Source organism: Marinococcus sp. LNHM5E3-2.1 (assembly GCF_056034365.1).
The window spans coordinates 315,485-332,453 of sequence record NZ_JBQLIB010000001.1; the positions used below are offsets into that span (position 1 = coordinate 315,485).

Sequence of the window (16,969 nt, forward strand, 5' to 3'; positions counted from 1 at the left end):
TAAGAAGGCCGCGGCTTATCACAGCCGTGGCCTTCTTGTGTATAGTAGAAGAGCAGCTGCTCGCGGAAGCAGAATATTTCATGCCTTCTTAGTATAATAAAAACCCCGGCGCTCTGGCCGGGGTTTTCTTATTTCGTTTACAAGCTACTCTTTGCCAGTCAGGTCTTTTTGAAGCTCTTCCTGTTCTTTGCGAAGCTGTTCGCGTTCGCGACGGGAAAGTCCTGTTTCATCATCCTGGCGCAGCTTGCGTTCTTTATTAAGAATAGTGCGGTCGGTTTGGAGAGCTTTTAACAAGGATACACACATTAAGATCATGATAATAGTAAATGGCAGGGCCGCAATAGTCATAACAATCTGTATGCCCTCAATACCTCCGGATGCGAGCAGCATCGCTGCAGAACCAGAAATAACAAGTCCCCAGATGAATTTAATGGAAACCGGCGGGTTCAGGCTTCCGTTTGTCGTTTGCATCCCAAGAACAAATGTTGCCGAGTCTGCGGAAGTAATGAAAAAGCTCATGATCAAAAGTAATGCTATAACACCTGTGATCGCTCCGAAAGGAAGGGTGTCAAGCAGGCCGAACAGAGCAATCTCATCACTCTGGCTCGTCATTAACTCGTACAGGCCGCCGTTTTGGGCATTGTCTTCAGCAATACCAGTTGTCGCAAAAACGGCGAACCATACAAACGAAAAGATCGATGGCACGAGCAGAACACCAGTGATAAATTCACGGATTGTCCTTCCGCGGGATACGCGGGCAATAAAGGTGCCGACAAACGGCGCCCATGCAATCCACCAGGCCCAGTAGAATACTGTCCAGGCGTCAAGCCAAGCCCGGTCTCCAGTATATTCATACGTGGTAAAGCTCTGAGCCGGCAGGTTCTCCATATAGGCTCCAATACCGTTTGTGAAAGAGTTTAAAATGCTTGTCGTCGGTCCGGCGAAAAGGACAAACAGCATAAGTACTGCAGCCAGCGCAATGTTTGCCCAGCTTAAATAGCGGATACCTTTGTTTAAGCCGGTAGTAGCCGAGGCAAGGTAGAGAATGGTAAAGATAAGAATAATAATCAGCTGTGTCGGCAGGTCATTATTAATGGATGCGAAAATATAGCTGAGCCCTCCGTTTACCTGGGTGGCGCCAAAGCCAAGAGACTGGGCGACGCCAAAAATGGTAGCGAACACAGCAATAAAGTTAATTAAAGTACCCATCGATCCGTCCACACGATCGCCGAGGAGCGGGCGGAAAGCCGAGCTGATAATGCCCGGGGCGTTATGCCGGAACTGGAAATAGGCAAGTGCGAGTGCTACAACTGAATAAATAGCCCACGGGTGAAGCCCCCAATGGAAAAACGAAAGACGGATAGAGTCTGCAGCTGCAGCGGAAGATTGAGGTTCTGCTTCAGGTCCTCCGTAATAGTGATAAAGCGGCTCAGCAACGCCCCAGTATACCAGGCCGATCCCCATACCGGCTGTAAATAGAAACGCAAACCATGTTAAGTAACTGTACTCCGGTCGTTCGTCTGGTTTTCCCAAACGAATTTTCCCGTATGGACTAAACACTAAGTAAATACAAAAGATAACGAAAAACGTTGCGGAAATTAGATAAAACCATCCGAGATTAGTAACAATCCATCCCTGGATCTCACCGGTCACTGTATTTAAATTTCCTGGCGTGACAACACCCCAGATGATTACCGCAAGCGCCGCTATCAGGGTCACAAAAAAGACGCTTGTTAATTTTCTCATGACTTTTTACATTCCACCTTTCTTTTAGCGGGGTATTCGATTTTTAGGCAGCGGTACTCAGCAAAAGAGGGGATAGTTGCAATTCCAGTAAGCAGGTACATACCTATTTAATAAATGACAACGATGATTATTATAACACTCATAACTTCATACGCAACCAGGACGCATGAATAATCTATACCCTAAACCTAGGCCCCCAAACCCAGAAGGCTTCATATATAATTGTTAAAAAATACCTACGGGTAATAAGCAGCGTTAATATTTCTATACAAACGTTATTATTAACATTTTATAGAAATTTTTTAGACTTTTAGCCCTGACTTTGCAGAAACTTTGCTAAAATATAAAAGGGAATAATTAAACAGGGGGACTCGGGGTTGAAAAAAATGCTGATATTATCATCGCTGGCCGTACTTCTTGCAGGCTGTTCGAATGCAGGAGAAGACAATGCAGATGCAGAAAAAAAGGAAAAAGCAAATACTGCTGCTCATGAGGAAACAGGGGATCAGAATAAGGAAAAAAAAGGGGAGAAGGAGCAGCAAGAAGACTCAGTCTCAAAGGAGGAAGAACTGATCTATAAAGTTAATGAAGCAAATTGGACAATCCAGGCAGAAGAAAGCGAAGGCAATGAAGTTCTTCTCACATTTGATGATGCTCCGGATGGAAATGCTGTAAAAATCGCGGATATTTTAGCGGAAAATGAGGTGCCTGCCATCTTTTTTGTAAATGGTATGTTTCTGAAAGATGAAGAAGGCAGAAATGCCCTGAAAAAAATACACGACATGGGGTTTTCGATAGGTAATCACACGACTACCCATGCTTCACTTCCGGATTTATCAGAAAAGGAGCAGCTTGAAGAATTAAAAGAAACCGATCAACTTGTAAGAGAAATAACCGGGGAAACACCGGCATTTTTCCGTGCCCCGTTTGGACAGAACACTTCATTTAGTGATGAATATGCCAAAGAACATGGCATGATAAAAATGAATTGGACGTATGGGTACGATTTTGAAGCAGAATACCAGGAAGCAGAAGCGCTCACGGATATTACGCTGAATACGGAACTATTAACGGATGGTGCAAATATTCTTATGCATGACAGGGAATGGACGAAAGAAGCGATCGGTCCAATTATTGAAGGATTTAATGAAAAAGGCTATTCCTTTATTGACCCCCAATATATAGAAAAAGAGTAGAAAAATGCTTGATATTAAAGCTTTTTATGTCGAATTTTGTTGAAAATTTTTAATGGGCACCATATTAATGCTATATTGATTAAAAATGAATAGGATTCACACGAAGGGGGAACATCTATGGACCATTCTGCACTATATGATGAAATAAGGCTGCACGTAGGTCTTGCCCATGATTATTCCATAACGCCTGAAGGCTTCCTGCATGATGTTATGAATGCATTTCAAAAATACTGGCCGCATAAAGACCTGATTTCGCTGTACGTTAATAAATGGACGCATTTTGAATGGCAGGACGGAGACGTGCATCCGGTATTTACGAAAGAAATGGATATTCAAAACGGTCTTTTGCTTCTGGCAGATATAGAAAGAACAGTGTTTTGCTGCAGGGAAGAAGGAATGTATCACTGGATGCTTCCGTTTTATGATAATGAAGTATTTGCCGGGGGAATTATTGTTTCAAGAGAGGCAGAGATGAAAGAGCTGGAAAAAGAAGAAGTATGGCTTCTCGAAGAAATTATGTCTTTCATTAATGCCAAGCTGCCCCATTATATGTAAAAGCAAAAAAAGCAGCCGCGGCTGCTTTTTTTATTGAATCGGCTTTTGCTCCTGGATGACACGTACAGTTTGAAGAGAAGGGTCTTCGGGACCCTGGACTGGGAGGCCTGCTGCTGCGTTAGCCTGAATGTACGTTAAATTTTCCTGGGTAATAATTTCGCCTGGAAGAAGGACCGGGATGCCCGGCGGGTAGATCATAATAAATTCTGCGATAATCCGGCCGGCGCTTTCTGAAAGTGCAATTGTCTCTTTTTCGGCGTAGAATGCATCACGGGGAGCAATGGATAGTGTCGGGATAGACGGAAGCTTTAATACTGCCGGAGCCGTGTAGGACTCAGGAGCATAATACTCCCGGGCGAGATCCTTCATTGCCTGTACAAGAAGCGATGCTTCTTTTTTTGTATCGCCAAAGCTGATAATGCATAGAATGTTATACAAATCAGAGAGCTCTACTTCAATACGATAATGCTTTCGCAGCCATTTTTCAGCTTCATAGCCATTGATGCCAAGCTGTTGAACAGAAATTAACAGCTTTGTCGGATCCAGGGCGGTGACAGTGTTCTGTTCAAGCATTTCAGCGCCCGCACAGTAGAGGCCGTTAATGGAATTAATAGAGGCTCTGGCTTCTTCAGCGAGTTCAAGCGTATTTTCTATCAGCCTGTGTCCCTTTAATGCAAGCTGTCTGCGTGCAGTGTCGAGCGAGGCCAGAAGTGGATACGACGTAGATGTTGTAGTCAGCATGCTGAAGACCGCCTGAACGTGAGCAATGGAAACCCGGGGGCCCTGGACATTTAATACAGAGCTCTGGGTCATTGATCCCCCGAGCTTATGCACGCTTGTAGCAGCCATGTCAGCACCCGCCTCCATGGCTGAAGGAGGAAGGCTTTCGTGGAAATGAATGTGCACTCCGTGAGCTTCATCGACCAGGACTGGTACATCGTACTGGTGAGCGGTTTCTGCAATGGCACCCAGGTCGGAGGAAAAACCGAAATATGTCGGGTTAATTACAAGCAGGGCTTTCGCATCAGGATGCCTGTCGAGAGCATGCTGTGCTGTTAAAGGTGTAATACCGTGCGAAATACCGAACTCTTCATCGAGCGCCGGATACATAAATACCGGGACGGCTCCTGAAAAAATGATCGCATTCATAATCGATTTGTGCACATTTCTCGGAACGAGAATTTTGTCTCCCGGAGCACAAACAGATAAGATCATCGTCATAATGGCACCGCTTGTTCCCTGAACAGAAAAAAAGGTATAGTCGGCACCGAAGGCTTCTGCGGCAAGCTTCTGTGCTTCATCAATAACGCCGGAAGGGTGATGCAGATCATCAAGCGGTTCGATATTAATTAAGTCCATATTTAATATATTACTGCCGATAAATTCACGAAACTCTTCATCCATTCCAGTGCCGTTTTTGTGCCCGGGGATGTGGAAAGGCACGGGCTGCGCCTGGATATGCTCTTTTAATTTAGTGAATATCGGAGTAAGCTGCTGTCTGTTCATATGTGTCCCTCCAATGCGTTCAAAAACATTCAAATTATAGCAGATTTCCTGTCGTCAATAAATAACTTTGTGAGACGTTCCGGCCGGGATTTGCTAGAATATTACCGAAGGGGGAAGCAGCGATGAAAGAAAATGTTAATATACCCATCTCCATGGAGTGGACTACACAGGAAATTATCGATGTGACCACGTTTTTTCAAGTGATTGAAACAGCACACGGTAAAGCTGTGCCCCGGGAGGATATTTTAGGACTGTATGGGAAATTTAAAGAAATCGTGCCGAGTAAAAGCGAGGAAAAGCAGATGTTCCGACAGTTTGATGAGGATGCTGAAGTGAATTGCTGGAAAACGGTGCAGGCGGCAAAAAAAGCAGAAGCAGGAGAAAAAATTAATATGACCGGGCGCTCAGAATAGAGCGTCCGGCATTTTTATACTGTCTGCAATGACAGCTGATATAAAGGAAGGAGTTCCCTGAATGTACTATAAATATAATCGTACGTTTCATCTTCGTTCCAGAAAGCAGCCTTTTCTGCATCAAACTGACGGCCAATCAGAAGTTCTGCTTTTTTTACATCCCTTACACGCTCAAGGGTGTGAATGACCTTATCCTTATTTTCATGAATAAAAAATGCGTCTGGTTTCGTATGGTCCGGAGAAATTTTATAGTCGTCCGGAAGGGAAGTAAGCTGAGAGAGGCGGTCGAGATACTTTTCCCCGATATCCGCTTTTTCCGGTACTTCGTACATGTGAGTCAGCCAGGCGAATAAATGGTCATCAAAAAGTCCGACCTGGAAATGAGGATGCTTTTTGTAGCCTCTTTTATCCGGGGCAATACCGAACCAGGTGCTTTCCGGAGGATGAACAGAACGTCTGGCATGTTTTGCAATATGAGTAAACAATTCTTCGCCCGTATCTGCGGAAAGATCTTCAGCCAGCGGTTCTGCCAGGCGGGAAAAAACTGGTTGAATGTCGTTCCGAATTTGAGTCATGCGGTTTTCAAGACCTTCTGCCTGCATAATAGTAAAATCATTTTTGGTGAAATGCTGTCTGCTCATGTAATGACTGCTCCTTTTTCAATTGGTCTGTCATCAAGCATACTGAAAATCCGGGCCTCCGGCAACCAATTGAATCATGGAGAAAACGCAATTATTTAAAAATACTGAAAATTTTTGTGTGTTTTTCTTGCGTTTCCGGTAAAAAGGTTTTATAATTCCAATAATCCTTAAAGAATAACGATTACTCAAGCGTTGCCAGTATATCGTTAGATACACAGGAAACACAGTAAGGAGAGACTGTTACAGAATATAATTTCTGAACAATAGAGATAGTTCTGTATCTTATATTTTCTGAACATTCTGAGAAGAATTGCCAGCGTCGTTAACTTTCAGCTCGAAACATTATTATTCCATTAAGGGGTGTGGGAAACTTGGAACAAGTAATTCAGGCGTTTAAACGTAGAGATGCAGAAGAACGAATCCCGGTACTGCGCTTAGAAATTGATTATGAACTGGTAACCCTTCATGACGCCATGGCAGAAGAAGATTTAACATCCATTCATGCCAGCAAATACCGCTTAGAGCAATTACGCCAGGAGTGGATTCGGCTGGAAGTATAATATAAAGTAAGAAGGTCCGGGCTGCATTACAGCAGTCCGGGCTTTTTTATGAAGAAATTGGTGCATAAATTTGCTGTATTGAGGGAACATAAACTCATATACATAAGGAAGAAGCGGAGAGGATTATAATGGAAGATAATTGGTCAGCAATGCAGCAGAAGGCTGTACAATGGATACAGGAAGCCGGGGAACTGCTACGCGCTTCCCTGGAGGAAAGCTTAATTATAGAAACAAAATCGAATCCAAATGATTTAGTCACAGAAATGGATTTCAAAATTGAGCGGCTGTTAACAAAAAAGATCATGGAGGAATACCCTGGTCATCGTATTTTAGGAGAAGAAGAGGCCGGAGCGGATATTATGGATACCGATGATATTATCTGGATTATAGATCCAATCGATGGAACGACGAATTTTGTGCATCAGCAGTTTAATTTTGCTGTATCCCTGGCTGTTTTTGAGAATGGCATCGGCAAAGTGGGCATTGTCTATGATGTCATGGCAGACGAATGGTTTACCGCACTGGAAGGAAGAGGTGCATACCGCAACGATGTCAAGCTGCCAAAGCTGAAGCCGGCAGAATTAAATGAATCAATTGTAGGTATTAACGCCAGATGGATTAAAAACGAAAAAATTCCTTATGCCAGACAGATGCGTAATATTGTGGATGAATCAAGAAGTACCAGGGCCTATGGCTCTGCTGCAATTGAACTTTGCTATGTAGCATGCGGGCGTCTTGATTCCTATGTGAACCTGTGGCTTGCACCGTGGGATTTTGCCGGGGCAGAAGTGTTGTTAAGGGAAGTCGGGGCGGATATTTCGACGATCGATAACCAGCGGCCGTCAATGCTTGAAAAAGGCCCGTACCTGGCGGGCCGTCCGGGTCTGCAGGAAAAAATACGGGGGATGCTGAACAGCTGATCCCCCGTACTGATTTTTGGCTACGATGCAGAATTTGCTTTCAGCTTTCTGGCAAAATAAAACGCTGAGCACGTTACAGCGATGGATATAACAGCAATAATAATGGAAGCTTCGGCTATAGCAATCCCAATAGAGGCGATGCCAAAAATAGCTAACGCTGCAAGCAGCAGGTATAACCACTGTAGTTTTGTCATAGAGTCCCTTCTTCCTTTAAAATAATACTGTTATTATTTTATCGGCTTTGGAAAGAAAACTCAAATAAGTACAGCCGGCTTTGATTCAGGAATGGTTTATGTTATATTGAAGAAAGTAGTGTCTGTGATGGTAACTTGCCAGTCGGCGTTTCTTCAATGAAACCCGTCATATGTTATACTGACAATGTAAAATGTAAATGGTAGGAACTCAGATAAAAATGGCAATGAGAACCCTGGCTTTATGGAAGACGATCTCGTCGAGCGCCAGGGTTTGTTATGATTGCAGCAAGAGAATAGGAGAGATTTATAGTGACAGTTTTACGCAAAGATATTCGCAATATCGCGATTATTGCCCACGTTGACCACGGGAAAACAACCCTCGTCGACCAGCTTCTTCGTCAATCAGGAACATTTCGGGAAAATGAACAGGTAGACGAGCGGGCAATGGACACAAACGATATTGAAAAAGAACGCGGCATTACAATTCTGGCCAAAAACACAGCGGTGAAATACCATGATACGCGTATCAATATTCTTGATACTCCCGGCCACGCGGATTTTGGCGGGGAAGTAGAACGCATCATGAAAATGGTGGACGGAGTACTGCTTGTTGTAGACGCCTACGAGGGCTGCATGCCGCAGACGCGTTTTGTTTTGAAAAAAGCACTGGAGCAGAACTTAACCCCGGTGGTAGTAGTAAATAAAATCGACCGCGATATGGCCCGTCCGTCAGAAGTTGTGGATGAAGTACTGGACCTGTTTATCGAGCTTGGAGCTAACGAAGACCAAATCGATTTTCCAGTTGTTTATGCTTCTGCTATTAACGGAACAGCCAGCGAAGATCCTGAACAACAGGACGAGGACATGGATGTTATTTTCCGCATGATTTCAGACAACGTGCCGGTTCCTTTTGATAACAGCGATGAGCCGTTCCAGTTCCAGATAGCGATGCTTGATTATAATGACTACCTTGGAAGAATCGGCGTAGGAAGAGTGTTCCGCGGGACACTCCGGACAGGTGATCATGCCGCGCTGGTCAAGCTTGACGGTACGGTGAAAAAGTTCCGGATTTCCAAAATGTTTGGTTTCTTCGGTCTGAAAAAAGAAGAAATCAGCGAAGCCAAGGCAGGAGATCTCGTAGCTATTTCCGGAGTGGAAGATATCATGGTCGGAGAAACAATATGCCCGGTCGATCATCAGGAAGCACTGCCGGTACTACGTATTGACGAACCGACACTTCAAATGACCATTCTTGTGAACAACAGTCCGTTTGCCGGACGCGAAGGCTCTAAAATTACGAGCCGTAAAATTGAAGAGCGGCTGCTTACGCAGCTCGAAACCGACGTAAGTCTAAGGGTCGAGCAGACGGACAGCCCGGACGCATGGTTGATTTCCGGACGCGGTGAGCTTCACTTATCCATCTTAATTGAAAACCTGCGCCGCGAGGATTTTGAGCTCCAGGTATCCAAGCCGCAGGTAATCGTTAAAGAAGTGGACGGTGTACTCTGTGAACCGTATGAGCGTCTTCAGGTTGATGTGCCGGAAGACTATACCGGAGCGGTTATGGAGTCTCTCGGTGAGCGTAAAGGCGAAATGGAAAACATGGTCAATAAAGGCGATGGCCAGGTCCGGATCGATTTCATGATTCCATCCCGTGGTCTGGTTGGATATACGAACGAATTCCTATCCCAGACTAAAGGTTACGGCATCCTGAACCATACGTTTGAAGAATATCGTCCGTATATTAAAGAACAGATTGGCGGCCGCCGTCAGGGAGTGCTCGTTTCCATGGAAAATGGAAAAGCGACTCCTTACAGTATGATGCAGCTTGAAGACCGCGGTACAATGTTTGTTGAACCGGGTACTGAAATTTACGAAGGCATGATTGTCGGCGAGCACAGCCGGGAAAATGATTTGGCTGTAAACGTTACAAAAGCGAAGCAGCAGACAAACGTGCGTTCAGCTAACAAAGATCAGACCGTAACGATGAAACGACCACGGATTCTAACACTTGAAGAAGCTCTTGAGTATTTAAACGCAGATGAGTACTGCGAAGTTACTCCGGATTCTATCCGCCTCAGAAAGAAAATTCTCCAAAAAGGCGAGCGCGAGCGCGAAGAAAAACGCCAGAGCGTTTCCAAATAATAAAAATTCCGGCTGCAGTTTTTACTGCAGCCGGAATTTTTATTTTAGAAAACATTTAATTGAAAAGCGGTGGAGCTGTATGATGCCGCTATTACCAGTTGTTATTTTTCACCGGATCCCGGTACAGATGGAAATGGCCGGTAGCCTTTCGCTCATTCGTCCGGTTAGTAATGCGTTCATGGCATTCGGGGCACATATACGTGTGAATCGGCCGGTTCCGAATTTTTTTTGCTTCCGGATTTTCATCGTCCAATTTATGAATTTCATCGCAGATTACGCACTTTACGCGCATCATTTCGTTTCACCTCTGCTTTGCTCAGCCAAAAGATATGCATCAAGTATAACACGGGCGCTGCTTTGAGAACAGAACGAGCCTTAGATGAATGAAACAGAAAAAAATAAACGGAGAAATCCGAAAAAGAATGGACAAATTTTCTGATCAAAATGGTACTATTATACATATAAGGGGGGATACATATGGCTAGTCGAGTATTTGACGAACTACCCGAAGAGATCGTCCATTTATTAAAGCAGGAACAATATGTGACGGTTTCTACTATCGAACCAAAAAGTTCCACCCCGGATGTTCACGCTGTTTCATGGGTTTATGCAGCTTCTCCGAGGATTCTCCGGTTTGCTGTTGATGCCCGGGCGTCTGCTGTGAAAAATCTGCGGGAGACACCTGGCATGGCAATGACTGTCATCGGCGGAGGCACTACGTATTCCATTGCAGGTAAAGGAAAAATTTTAACAACCGAAGTAAGTGGAATTTCTTTTCCGCTTGCGCTTATAGAAGTGGATGTTGTGGAAGTGAAGGACGTAATGTTCTATGGATCAAAAATGCTCCGCGGACCGGTGTTTGAAAAGACATATGACCCGGAAGCGGCGGAAGAATTAGACAATAAAGTACTTGAAGCTATGAGGAACATAAACGGAATATAATATCCCGATAGAGATAAGATAGGGGGAAGCACCTTATATGAAAAAAATTTACGTTTTAGATACGAACGTACTGCTCCAGGATCCCCAGGCAATTTATCAGTTTGATGAACATCATGTCGTAATTCCAGCTGTAGTATTAGAAGAAATTGATTCCAAAAAGCGATTAATGGATGAACTTGGAAGGAATGCGAGAGAAACAGCAAGAATTTTGGACCGCTTCCGTGGAAAGGGCAGACTGCATGAAGGAGTTCCTCTTGGTTCAGGAGGCACACTGCGTGTGGAATTGAATCACCGTTCGTATGAAAGCATGAAAGATACCTTTATCGAGGTAACCAATGACAACCGAATTTTGGCAGTGGCTCAAAATTTAAAGGACGAATACGAGCTGATGGGAGATTACCATGTTGTCATTATCAGCAAAGATGCTCTTGTGCGTGTGAAAGCAGATGCACTCGGCATAACGGCCGAAGACTTTCTGAATGACCGTGTCACTCAATATGACAATATTTACAAAGGGCATCAGACGCTGACGGTGGACAGGCCGCTGCTTGACGCTTTTTTCGAGGAAGGCTCACTGGCCTCTGAAGAAGTTTCGGAAGAAGGCTTCTGCCCTCATGAATTTCTCATTTTAAGAGACGCCCTGAGCAGCTCTTCGGCTCTTGCAAAAGTTGATGAATCCGGAAAAAGAATTCGCAAATTTACTTCCGATATCGACCATGTATGGGGCATCCGCCCGAAAAATGTCGAACAGAAGATGGCGCTTGAGCTGCTGCTCAGAGAAGACATCCCGCTTGTGACGTTAACCGGACGGGCAGGAACTGGAAAGACCCTGTTAACTCTAGCGGCCGGTTTGCTGCAGATTGAAGATATGGAGCGTTACCATAAGCTTTTGGTGGCAAGGCCTGTTGTGCCGCTTGGGAAGGATATAGGGTATCTACCGGGAGAAAAGGATGAAAAGCTGCGTCCCTGGATGCAGCCTATCTACGATAACCTGGAGTATTTATTTAATGCCAAGAAGCCCGGAGAGCTCGATTCCATTCTCGCCGGAATGGGGTCAATCCAAGTGGAAGCTTTAACTTATATCCGCGGGCGGAGCATTCCGGATCAGTATATTATTATTGATGAAGCCCAAAACCTGACAAAGCATGAAGTGAAAACGATACTGACAAGGGTAGGGGAAGGCAGTAAAATTGTTTTTCTCGGCGACCCGGCCCAGATCGACCATCCGTATCTTGATGAACTGAACAATGGACTCGCTTATGTGGTTGAAATGTTTAAAAACCAGGGAATCAGCGGGCATGTAAAACTGGAAAAAGGGGAACGCTCCGGCCTTGCCCAGCTTGCAGCAGATATATTATAAAGAAACGACAGCTGGGGCTGCTCCAGCTGTCGTTTCTGATTATTTTACCCGGAATCCTGTCACGTGCCGAATAGGATCGGCTTTATTAGATCCGTCGCCGTAATAAATATGGACCGGTCCGTCTTCTTTCAACGGGCTTCCTTTATGGGAAAAGGCTACGATAAAATTTTTCGCTTCCTCGAGAGACACGAGATGAGTTTGTGCTTCAGTTTCCACAACGACGTGGCTGGCATCTTCTTTCGGTTCGGCGTTCTCCAAAAACGGCTCAAACCTGATGCCAAATGAGCCATTAATGATAGCTTCTTTTTTATTGCGTACCTTATTGGTGCGTCCCCGGCCAGGATCCGGATCGGGAGCGTTTGATCCTTCCTCGCGGTCTCTGACAAATCTTCTGGCTGTATGATCAGCTTCTGTGGAAGGCTGTTCGTCAGCGGAGGGATCGGTATCAAAATACGTATCGAGATCAATTTTACGGTCGTCAAAGATCCAGGTAGTAGGATCGAGAGTGATTGGGAAATGAACATTTCCCTGAATCATTACAATGAAATTCATGAGGAACTCCTCCAATTTAATAACTGCTGATAGGAACTGGTTTTTATGCTACCACAACCGGGTAATAGAGAAAAAGCAGAAGCTATTGCTGCCCCCGGAGGTTATGGCATATAGTCTGAAGAATCAAGATTTTATACGCAAACCATCTTGCTTTTTTTTTAATGAACAGATAAGATGAATAGAAGGAGTCAGCTTGTAGGAGGGATTGCCTTGAGCATGAGGGCAGCAACAGAACATAGTGAGAAAGCGTATGCTTTATTAAAAGCAGATGCTGAGAAAATTAGAAAACTTATTGAAGTACAGATGGACAACCTGACAATGCCTCAATGCCCGCTTTACGAAGAGGTGCTTGATACACAAATGTTTGGCCTTTCAAGAGAAATTGATTTTGCCATTCGTTTGAATCTCATCGACGAACATACCGGTAAACAAATTCTTTCTGAACTCGAACGGAAACTTGCTGCTTTTCATGAAGCAACAGTCGGTGGATGAGCCAAGCTATTCTAATTGAATAGCTTGGTTTTTTTACAAACAGCTATATTTTTAATTAAAAGTTTTATTCGGATGAAAAACAGGGTAAAGAAACGTTACGCAGGAGCCTCCCGTAATCAAAATAGGCATAAATTTTTAAAAAATGAGAATATTACTTTGACAGATGGCCTGGTTCTTGCGTATGATAATTTATATTTAGAATTATCAGTTATTGAAGATAATTCTGATTGAACCTATCGGGATAAGATAGATACATCCTGCAGGAGATGCATTAGATAAGAGGAGGAGAAGGATGAACGGTCTAGAGAATATTAAAAAGGTATTAGTAGCAAACCGCGGTGAAATTGCTATACGCATATTTCGGGCGTGCACCGAATTACATATACGCACCGTGGCTATTTATTCCAATGAAGATGTAGGCGCCTTTCACCGTTATAAAGCAGATGAAGCATACTTAGTTGGCGAAGGGCAGAAGCCGATCGATGCATACCTGGATATTGAAGATATTATCCGTACGGCAAAAGAGAATGGTGTCGATGCTATACATCCAGGCTACGGTTTTCTTTCTGAAAATATTGATTTTGCCAGAAGGTGTGACGAAGAGGGCATCACCTTTATTGGGCCTGAGACCCGTCACCTGGAAATGTTCGGTGATAAAGTTAAAGCAAGAGAAACAGCTATCGCTGCCGATCTACCTGTTATTCCGGGAAGTGACGGGCCGGTAGACAGTGTAGAGGAAGTAAAAGATTTTACTGACAAGCACGGCTTCCCGATCATGATTAAAGCTTCCCTTGGCGGCGGCGGGCGCGGCATGCGTATCGTCCGAGACGCGGAATCCCTGGAGGATGCTTACGACCGTGCGAAATCCGAAGCAAAATCTGCTTTTGGCAACGACATTGTTTACGTTGAAAAATTCGTGGAAAATCCAAAGCACATCGAAGTACAGGTGCTCGGTGATAAAGCAGGAAACGTTATACATTTATACGAGCGGGACTGCTCCATTCAGCGCCGTCACCAGAAGGTAGTGGAGGTAGCACCGAGTATTGCGCTCGATGAGTCGCTGCGGGAACGTATTTGCGATGCAGCTGTTCAGCTCGCTAAAAATATTGAATATGTGAACGCGGGTACGGTAGAGTTTCTCGTAAACGATAAGGGTGAGTTCTTCTTCATTGAAGTGAACCCGCGTGTTCAGGTGGAGCACACAATCACAGAAATGATTACCGGCGTGGACATCGTTCAGTCCCAGCTGAAAATTGCTGATGGGGGCACGCTGCACGACGACTCCATAGATATTCCGGAGCAAAAGGATATTAAAACGTTCGGGTATGCTATTCAGTCCCGGGTGACCACGGAGGATCCTGCGAATGATTTCATGCCGGATACCGGACGCATCATGGCTTACCGTTCAAGCGGCGGCTTTGGGGTGAGACTGGACGCTGGTAACGGTTTCCAGGGCGCGATCATTTCCCCGTATTACGATTCGCTGCTCGTGAAGGTATCCACATGGGCACGTACGTTTGAAGGAGCTTCTGAAAAAATGCTCCGGAACCTGCGGGAATTCCGGATCCGGGGTATTCGTACAAACATTCCGTTTCTGGAAAATGTCGTCCAGCACGATAAGTTCATTAACGGGACCTATGACACCTCCTTTATTGATTCGAGTCCAGAGCTGTTTGTATTCCCGGTGCGTCAGGACCGGGGTACGAAAATGCTCACATTTATCGGTGAGACAATTGTAAACGGGTACCCAGGGCTTGAAAATACACCAAAGCCAACGCTCAACAAGCCGGTAGTGCCAAAGATCGATAAGAAAAAACCGATACCGAGAGGAACGAAGCAGATTCTCGATGAACAGGGACCGGAGGGGCTTGCGAACTGGGTGAAGGAGCAGAACGAAGTGCTTTTGACCGATACCACGTTCCGCGACGCCCACCAGTCGCTGCTTGCTACCAGGGTCCGAAGCGACGATTTGAAGCGTATCGCAGAGCCGACCTCCCGGATGCTCCCTAACTTATTCTCCTCGGAGATGTGGGGCGGAGCCACCTTTGATGTGGCCATGCGTTTTCTGCATGAAGATCCGTGGACCCGGCTGATTGAACTTCGTGAGCGTATGCCGAACACGCTTCTGCAGATGCTTTTCCGTTCGTCAAACGCTGTCGGATACAAAAACTATCCGGATAACCTGATTAAAGAATTTGTTCATAAATCAGCACATGCCGGTATCGATGTATTCCGTATCTTTGATTCTCTTAACTGGCTGAAAGGTATGACGCTTACGATTGATGAAGTGCGCCAGACAAACAAAATTGCTGAGGCAGCTATGTGTTATACAGGGGATATTCTCGATCCGAAACGGGAAAAATATGACCTGAAATACTATAAGAATCTTGCAAAAGAGCTTGAAAACGCGGGCGCCCACATTCTGGGCATCAAGGATATGGCAGGCCTGTTAAAGCCGGAAGCCGCGTACCAGCTTGTCTCTGAACTTAAAGATTCGATTTCCATCCCAGTTCACCTGCATACGCATGACACGAGCGGCAATGGTATTTTCACATATGCCCGCGCCGTTGAAGCAGGAGTGGATATTGTGGATGTGGCTGAAAGCTCCATGGCAGGTCTTACTTCCCAGCCAAGCGCAGACGGTCTGTACTATGCCCTATCCGGAAATAAGCGCCAGCCGAAGATTGATGTTGGCGCCCTGCAGGAGCTCAGTGACTTCTGGGATACGACCCGTGAATACTACCAGGGATTTGAAAGCGGTATGCGTTCGCCTGCACCTGAGGTATATGAACACGAAATGCCAGGCGGTCAGTACAGCAATCTGCAGCAGCAGGCTAAAGCGGTAGGCCTTGGCGACCGCTGGCGTGAAGTGAAAAAAATGTACCGCCGTGTGAATGACATGTTTGGAGATGTTGTAAAAGTAACACCGTCGTCGAAAATTGTCGGGGATATGGCACTGTATATGGTTCAAAACGATCTGACAGAAGAAGACGTGTACGATAACGGCCAGAACCTCGATTTCCCGGACTCCGTAGTGGAATTCTTCCAGGGGTATTTAGGGCAGCCGCACCAGGGCTTCCCGGAAAAACTTCAAAAAATTATTTTGAAGGACCGTACTCCTATTACGAACCGTCCGGGTGAAAACCTCGAACCGGTCGACTTTAAAGCTATTGAAGAAGAGCTCTTTAATACACTCGACCGGCCAGTGACGAGCCATGATATGATTTCCTATGCGATGTATCCAAAAGTATACATGGAGTTTGAACAGTTCCGTCAAAGCTTCAGTGATGTGTCTGTGCTGGATACACCGACATTTTTCTACGGGCTGGAGCTCGGAGAGACAGTGGAAGTGGAAATTGAAAAAGGAAAGACGCTGATCGTGAAGCTCATCTCTGTATCAGAGCCGGATGAAACGGGTCATAGAAACGTGTATTTTGAATTGAACGGACAATCCCGTGAAGTAGTTGTGAAGGATAAAAACGCTAAAGTGGATGCCAGCGTGCGTCCGAAAGTAGACAAATCAAATCCTAACCAAATCGGAGCGACGATGCCTGGAACTGTGCTGAAAACCTCTGTAAAAGAGGGAGATGAAGTGACTAAAGGCGACCAGCTCATGATTACGGAAGCAATGAAGATGGAAACAACCGTGCAGGCGCCATTTGATGGAAAAATTAAAGGCGTGTATGTAGGAAATAATGAACCGATTGAATCGGGAGATCTTCTTATCGAATTTGAATAACAGTTAAA

Annotated in this window: 16 protein-coding genes; 10 read left to right on the forward strand and 6 right to left on the reverse strand. The window is 45.1% G+C overall.

Going from position 1 to position 16,969, the window contains the following annotated elements:
• Positions 1-144: 144 nt before the first annotated feature.
• Positions 145-1,746 carry a glycine betaine uptake BCCT transporter gene (locus tag ACTRXH_RS01735; protein ID WP_474277189.1) on the reverse strand — a complete coding sequence of 534 codons (1,602 nt, stop codon included), beginning with the start codon at positions 1,744-1,746 and terminating at the stop codon, positions 145-147.
• Positions 1,747-2,132: 386 nt separating this feature from the next.
• Here ACTRXH_RS01735 and ACTRXH_RS01740 point away from each other — a divergent pair, with 386 nt between their 5' ends.
• Entirely contained in the window at positions 2,133-2,942 is an 810-nt protein-coding gene (locus ACTRXH_RS01740; protein WP_474277699.1) for a polysaccharide deacetylase family protein, read from the forward strand.
• A gap of 117 nt (positions 2,943-3,059) precedes the next feature.
• A complete protein-coding gene (locus tag ACTRXH_RS01745; RefSeq protein WP_474263847.1) occupies positions 3,060-3,497 on the forward strand; it encodes a hypothetical protein in 438 nt (145 codons plus the stop codon).
• 30 nt (positions 3,498-3,527) lie between these two features.
• Here ACTRXH_RS01745 and ACTRXH_RS01750 read toward each other — a convergent pair whose 3' ends face one another.
• Positions 3,528-5,003: an aminotransferase class I/II-fold pyridoxal phosphate-dependent enzyme gene (locus ACTRXH_RS01750; RefSeq protein WP_474280309.1), complete on the reverse strand. Its 1,476-nt coding sequence runs from the start codon at positions 5,001-5,003 to the stop codon at positions 3,528-3,530.
• 122 nt (positions 5,004-5,125) lie between these two features.
• Between ACTRXH_RS01750 and ACTRXH_RS01755 the strand changes: the two genes are divergently transcribed.
• A complete protein-coding gene (locus ACTRXH_RS01755; RefSeq protein ID WP_474277193.1) occupies positions 5,126-5,416 on the forward strand; it encodes a UPF0223 family protein in 291 nt (96 codons plus the stop codon).
• A gap of 14 nt (positions 5,417-5,430) precedes the next feature.
• Here the strand turns inward: ACTRXH_RS01755 and ACTRXH_RS01760 are convergent, their stop codons facing one another.
• Positions 5,431-6,057, reverse strand: a complete 627-nt coding sequence (locus ACTRXH_RS01760) for a YktB family protein (protein WP_474280311.1) — start codon at positions 6,055-6,057, stop codon at positions 5,431-5,433.
• Between the two features lie 371 nt (positions 6,058-6,428).
• Here ACTRXH_RS01760 and ACTRXH_RS01765 point away from each other — a divergent pair, with 371 nt between their 5' ends.
• Together ACTRXH_RS01765 and ACTRXH_RS01770 are read left to right on the forward strand one after the other, a co-directional pair.
• Positions 6,429-6,617: a hypothetical protein gene (locus ACTRXH_RS01765; protein ID WP_022792649.1), complete on the forward strand. Its 189-nt coding sequence runs from the start codon at positions 6,429-6,431 to the stop codon at positions 6,615-6,617.
• Positions 6,618-6,745: 128 nt separating this feature from the next.
• A complete protein-coding gene (locus ACTRXH_RS01770) occupies positions 6,746-7,537 on the forward strand; it encodes an inositol monophosphatase family protein (RefSeq protein ID WP_474280313.1) in 792 nt (263 codons plus the stop codon).
• Between the two features lie 20 nt (positions 7,538-7,557).
• Here the strand turns inward: ACTRXH_RS01770 and ACTRXH_RS01775 are convergent, their stop codons facing one another.
• A complete protein-coding gene (locus ACTRXH_RS01775) occupies positions 7,558-7,731 on the reverse strand; it encodes a DUF5325 family protein (RefSeq protein ID WP_474263837.1) in 174 nt (57 codons plus the stop codon).
• A 309-nt stretch (positions 7,732-8,040) separates the two neighbouring features.
• Here ACTRXH_RS01775 and typA point away from each other — a divergent pair, with 309 nt between their 5' ends.
• Positions 8,041-9,876 carry a translational GTPase TypA gene (gene typA / locus ACTRXH_RS01780; RefSeq protein WP_474277199.1) on the forward strand — a complete coding sequence of 612 codons (1,836 nt, stop codon included), beginning with the start codon at positions 8,041-8,043 and terminating at the stop codon, positions 9,874-9,876.
• A gap of 91 nt (positions 9,877-9,967) precedes the next feature.
• On the opposite strand, the gene ACTRXH_RS01785 is transcribed toward typA, so the two are convergent.
• On the reverse strand, positions 9,968-10,168 hold the full coding sequence (locus ACTRXH_RS01785; RefSeq protein WP_462865405.1) for a YlaI family protein: 201 nt from the start codon (positions 10,166-10,168) through the stop codon (positions 9,968-9,970).
• A gap of 185 nt (positions 10,169-10,353) precedes the next feature.
• Here ACTRXH_RS01785 and ACTRXH_RS01790 point away from each other — a divergent pair, with 185 nt between their 5' ends.
• Both ACTRXH_RS01790 and ACTRXH_RS01795 read left to right on the forward strand, forming a co-directional pair.
• Complete coding sequence (locus ACTRXH_RS01790; RefSeq protein ID WP_462865164.1) at positions 10,354-10,818, forward strand: pyridoxamine 5'-phosphate oxidase family protein; 465 nt, start codon at positions 10,354-10,356, stop codon at positions 10,816-10,818.
• Between the two features lie 37 nt (positions 10,819-10,855).
• Positions 10,856-12,178, forward strand: a complete 1,323-nt coding sequence (locus ACTRXH_RS01795; protein WP_022792655.1) for a PhoH family protein — start codon at positions 10,856-10,858, stop codon at positions 12,176-12,178.
• A gap of 39 nt (positions 12,179-12,217) precedes the next feature.
• Here ACTRXH_RS01795 and ACTRXH_RS01800 read toward each other — a convergent pair whose 3' ends face one another.
• Complete coding sequence (locus tag ACTRXH_RS01800) at positions 12,218-12,730, reverse strand: peptidyl-prolyl cis-trans isomerase (RefSeq protein ID WP_474280315.1); 513 nt, start codon at positions 12,728-12,730, stop codon at positions 12,218-12,220.
• 216 nt (positions 12,731-12,946) lie between these two features.
• Here ACTRXH_RS01800 and ACTRXH_RS01805 point away from each other — a divergent pair, with 216 nt between their 5' ends.
• Together ACTRXH_RS01805 and pyc are read left to right on the forward strand one after the other, a co-directional pair.
• A complete protein-coding gene (locus ACTRXH_RS01805; protein ID WP_094907905.1) occupies positions 12,947-13,222 on the forward strand; it encodes an Fpa/YlaN family protein in 276 nt (91 codons plus the stop codon).
• A 292-nt stretch (positions 13,223-13,514) separates the two neighbouring features.
• A complete protein-coding gene (pyc, locus tag ACTRXH_RS01810) occupies positions 13,515-16,961 on the forward strand; it encodes a pyruvate carboxylase (protein ID WP_474263829.1) in 3,447 nt (1,148 codons plus the stop codon).
• Positions 16,962-16,969 lie beyond the last annotated feature (8 nt).